Source organism: Candidatus Culexarchaeum yellowstonense (assembly GCF_024707025.1).
GTDB lineage: Archaea > Thermoproteota > Methanomethylicia > Culexarchaeales > Culexarchaeaceae > Culexarchaeum.
Genome location: NZ_JANGFQ010000229.1, coordinates 1 through 4125, shown reverse-complemented (window position 1 = coordinate 4125; position 4125 = coordinate 1). Strand labels below are relative to the sequence as shown.

4 protein-coding genes are annotated in these 4125 nt (G+C 39.0%); 3 read left to right on the top strand and 1 reads right to left on the bottom strand.

The features are described from left to right. The 3 genes from MRT15_RS11780 to MRT15_RS11770 form a co-directional block, all read left to right on the top strand. On the top strand, positions 1–1248 hold a 1248-nt coding region (locus MRT15_RS11780), incomplete at its 5' end, for a UbiD family decarboxylase (RefSeq protein ID WP_304330458.1). A gap of 142 nt (positions 1249–1390) precedes the next feature. After that, on the top strand, positions 1391–1780 hold the full coding sequence (locus tag MRT15_RS11775; RefSeq protein WP_304330456.1) for a hypothetical protein: 390 nt from the start codon (positions 1391–1393) through the stop codon (positions 1778–1780). Between the two features lie 21 nt (positions 1781–1801). Further along, positions 1802–2392 carry a DNA-3-methyladenine glycosylase gene (locus MRT15_RS11770; RefSeq protein ID WP_304330454.1) on the top strand — a complete coding sequence of 197 codons (591 nt, stop codon included), beginning with the start codon at positions 1802–1804 and terminating at the stop codon, positions 2390–2392. Positions 2393–2405: 13 nt separating this feature from the next. Here the strand turns inward: MRT15_RS11770 and MRT15_RS11765 are convergent, their stop codons facing one another. Continuing rightward, complete coding sequence (locus MRT15_RS11765) at positions 2406–3773, bottom strand: hypothetical protein (protein WP_304330452.1); 1368 nt, start codon at positions 3771–3773, stop codon at positions 2406–2408. Positions 3774–4125: the final 352 nt, after the last annotated feature.

Below are 4125 nucleotides of genomic sequence, written 5' to 3'. Positions count from 1 at the left end.
GTTTCAGTATACTATGAAGCTGCAGAGGTTATGGCTACACTGGATGGCAAACCAGTATACTTCGAGAAGATTAGGGAATCAAGCATACCAATCGTTGGAAACTTGTTATCTTCAAGGCAACTTGTGGCTATGGCTTTAAACGTGGATGTAAAGGGGATATTGCATAAATTGAATTGGGCTATGAACAATTTAAAGGAGCCGCCAATCGTGGATGAGGGGGCATGCCAAGAAGTCGTCGAGGGAAATGTGGATTTAACAAAACTCCCAATACTCAAACACATGCCAGGGGATAGGGGGAGATACGTTACAAGCGCAGTATGCATATTAAGAGATCCACAAACGGGGGTTAGAAATTCATCCTTCCACAGACTCCTACTACTAGATGAAAGGAGATTTGTGGCTAGAATAGTTGAGGGGAGGGGTACTGACACAATACTGAAAAGGTCTGGTGGAGAAGCCGAAGTAGCCATATGCATTGGAAGCCCAATACAAGTAATGATAGCAGCAGCCACATCCCTACCACATGGGGTAGATGAACTTGGAATGGCCAACGCACTGGAACCAACACCACTAGTGAAATGCAAGAAGATAGATTTGGAAGTCCCAGCGGAAACTGAAATAGTCTTAGAGGGGAGAATAACGAGGGAAAAGGCGCCGGAGGGGCCATTCCTAGACATAACTGAAACCTACGACATGGAAAGAGAACAACCAATAATAGAAGTGAAGTGCATAACCCATAGGAGGAACCCAATATACCAAGCCCTAATACCAGGGAAAAGTGAACATAAAATATTGATGGGAATGCCCATGGAACCATCAATATACAATGAAGTAAACAAAGTGTGCAAATGCATAAACGTATACATAACCCCAGGGGGAGCTTCATGGCTACATGCAATAATACAAATAAAGAAGGAAAGGGAAGATGATGCCAAGAAAGCTATAGAAGCAGCATTCAAAGCCCACAAATCCCTAAAACACTGCATAGTGGTAGATGAAGACATAAACATATATGATTTAGAAGAGGTTGAGTGGGCAATAGCGACAAGAGTGCAAGCAGATGAAGACGTATACATTTATAGGGGGGAGAGAGGGTCATCACTAGATCCATCAGCAAAATATATCCCAGGAGAAAAGCCCATAACTGCAAAAATGGGGATAGATGCAACAATACCATTGGGAAAGAAGGATAAACCATTCAAAAGGGAGAAGTATAAACAAGTGAATATCGAGGAATACTTATCATAGCAAAAAATAATTGGGAGAATGCATTAAAATTAAATTGCCAATGAAGAATTTGCCGAGTGCCAACCACAAATGTGGGATGAAGAAAAGCTGATGCCGAGGCAAAAATTAAATTCAGATAATGAGAAATTTATTAATGAATGGAATGAATGCAGAAAACCCCGAAGAGGAAGAGCAATCAGAAAGATATGTGGAAGCAAAAGTGAAGATAGATAGGGAATTATATGAAGCATTGATAGGGATGATGAAAAGCAGATCATTAAGCAAAATAGTGAATGAAGCATTAAGGGATTACATAAGTAGAATGGGGATAATCCAAAAGGAATCAAAAAAGTCTGCTGGAAGCAGGATAATAATGGAATACATTAGGGAGAAAGCCAGATTAGAAGGGGAACCATTAAAGATAGATGATGTAGCCGAAGAATTGGAATCAGAATATGGGATACCAAAAATGAAAACCCTAGAAATTATAGATAAAATGTTAAAGGAAGGTCTACTATACCAACCAAAACCAGGGAGAATAATGCCCACATAATTCTGGGGAGCACTCATAAAAATGATATTACCAAAAGAGTATTATTCAAGAGACCCTGAAGAAGTTGCAATAAAACTTCTTGGAAAACTACTTGTAAGAGAATTAAATGGTAATAGGATGTCAGGATACATAGTTGAAACAGAAGCTTATCATGGAGCATGGGATCCAGCATCAAAAGCATATAAAAGCCAGAGAGGAGACTTAGCTAAAACATTATATGGAGAAGTGGGATTAACGCTAATATATGGGATCCATGGCAAATGGCTGCTAAACATAGTGGCACATAAAGGTGATGGTGGAGCAGTATTAATAAGAGCCATAGAACCCCATGAAGGAATAGAATACATGATGAGAAATTCTGGAACAACGAATCCATACAAAATAACCAGTGGACCGGGGAAACTATGTAAAGCACTATCCATAGACAAAAAACTACACAAAAAACCAGTATACACGAAGGAAGGCGGATTATGGATTGAAGAAGGGAGAAATGTGGAAGAATGGGAGATAATGAAAAGCCATAGAATAGGAGTTAAAGTAGACCTGGAAAAGCCATTAAGATTTTACATTAAGGGGAACCCACATGTATCAAGAGGGAAAAAGGTGAAATAAAAAACGGCTAAATTCAAGTTCTCGTTAACGATAACAGCATTGCAGCAAGCTGTATTGAAACTAGATGCCTGATGGGTATAGTGTAATAGTTTGATAAACTATTCAATTCGTTTACTCCATTCTCCAGTTTTTTAAGAGATGATTTTTGAACTTCCTCCAAATCTTTCGATGAAACCCCCTTAGCCATCTCATACTTTATTGCTCTATATATTAATCCATACCTGAATACGTATCCTATATATGAGTTGAGGTATGTATCGAAAGCCTGAGCAACAGTTGCACTTTCACTCAATTCCGGTGCAGTTTCAATCCACTTCTCCTCAGCCTCCAAGTGGGGTTTCATAGCCCTCCTAGTATATGATAAGGCTTCATAGAATGGGTTGTCTACACTCATATACTTGGATATCCTATCAAGATCTTTCTCAAGATCTTCAAAGAGCATTTTATCCTTCTTATGGGATATCCTAAGGAGCTCCCTCCTAGGTACACCGATGGGAATGTCTATGTTCAACCTATAATCATATATGTATGGAACTTCACATACAAGCTCAAAGACTTCTGGATTAACCCTCCTAGCATAATCGTAACTACTACCACCATGCTCAATTAAACTTGATGGATCCCTACCAAGATACTTCTCCAACCAATCATACATCTCCCCAAGTCCAGGCATCCTGAAAACTGCATCACACACCTTCTCCATATATGGCGTTTCAGCTTCACCCATATGTATAGGCACATTATACCTCCTAGGAACATCTCTAAACGATCTCAAAACATCTTCACTTAAAACTCTTGAAATGTAATAGTATGTTCCAGTGAAGAAGGAGTTATGCAAACTGTATATATGTGTAGGCTTCCATTCATCTATAATCTTCATTAAAGCCTTAGTTTCAATGACAGGCTTACCCCACTTAAAAGACTTATACTCAATTGGGAAACTCCACTCCACTTGCATATATGCTGGAGGCCTATAATAGTTTAATGCATACCTCTGAATGCTGAAGGCACCCTTAAACCAACCCTCATTAAGTTTAGCTCCAAAAACATCTGCAACCTTAACAATGATCCACGTGGCATCCAAACTCTTAAGCAACTCCCTATCAGAAGCCAACCTCCTACTAAGAAATTCAAGAGTTAAAGAACCCACAGGCTCATTGGGATGTGGAAAAGCGAAAGCTAAAACCCTACGACCCTCACCACCCCTAATAATCAAAGCTTCAACTGGAAACCCGCTAACCCTAGAATCACCATAATCAACAAGTTCAACAACATCCTTAAACTCGCTAACCAAAGCACGTGAAGACTCGTAAAGCTCAGAGACGCTCATGAAACTATCGAACTCAGGAACCACTCTCAAAACATCCTCAATGAAACCCATTCAAACCCCAAACTAAACTATTACAACAAATTTTTAAATCCTCCTCTTTTAAATCAAGACAATTCATTATGAAAATGGAAGAGTTCGTAGAAAAATCAACAATAAATTATGCTAATCGAATGAAGAGAAGATGCTTGAAATATCGAAGATTCATTATCCATGAAGTACATATGCTTTAAAAGGGCTATTAACATACATCCCCCTAAATGCAGGTGTCAAGAGTTTCAGGAAAGATAGAGTTAAATAAAATGAAGTTGTAGAGACAAATGGACAGTTCATGAACATGCTCGAAAGGAAGATTAAATGCTCCAGGGAGTTTACTGATATTTTAATTCAAAGATTGGGGGGTAAG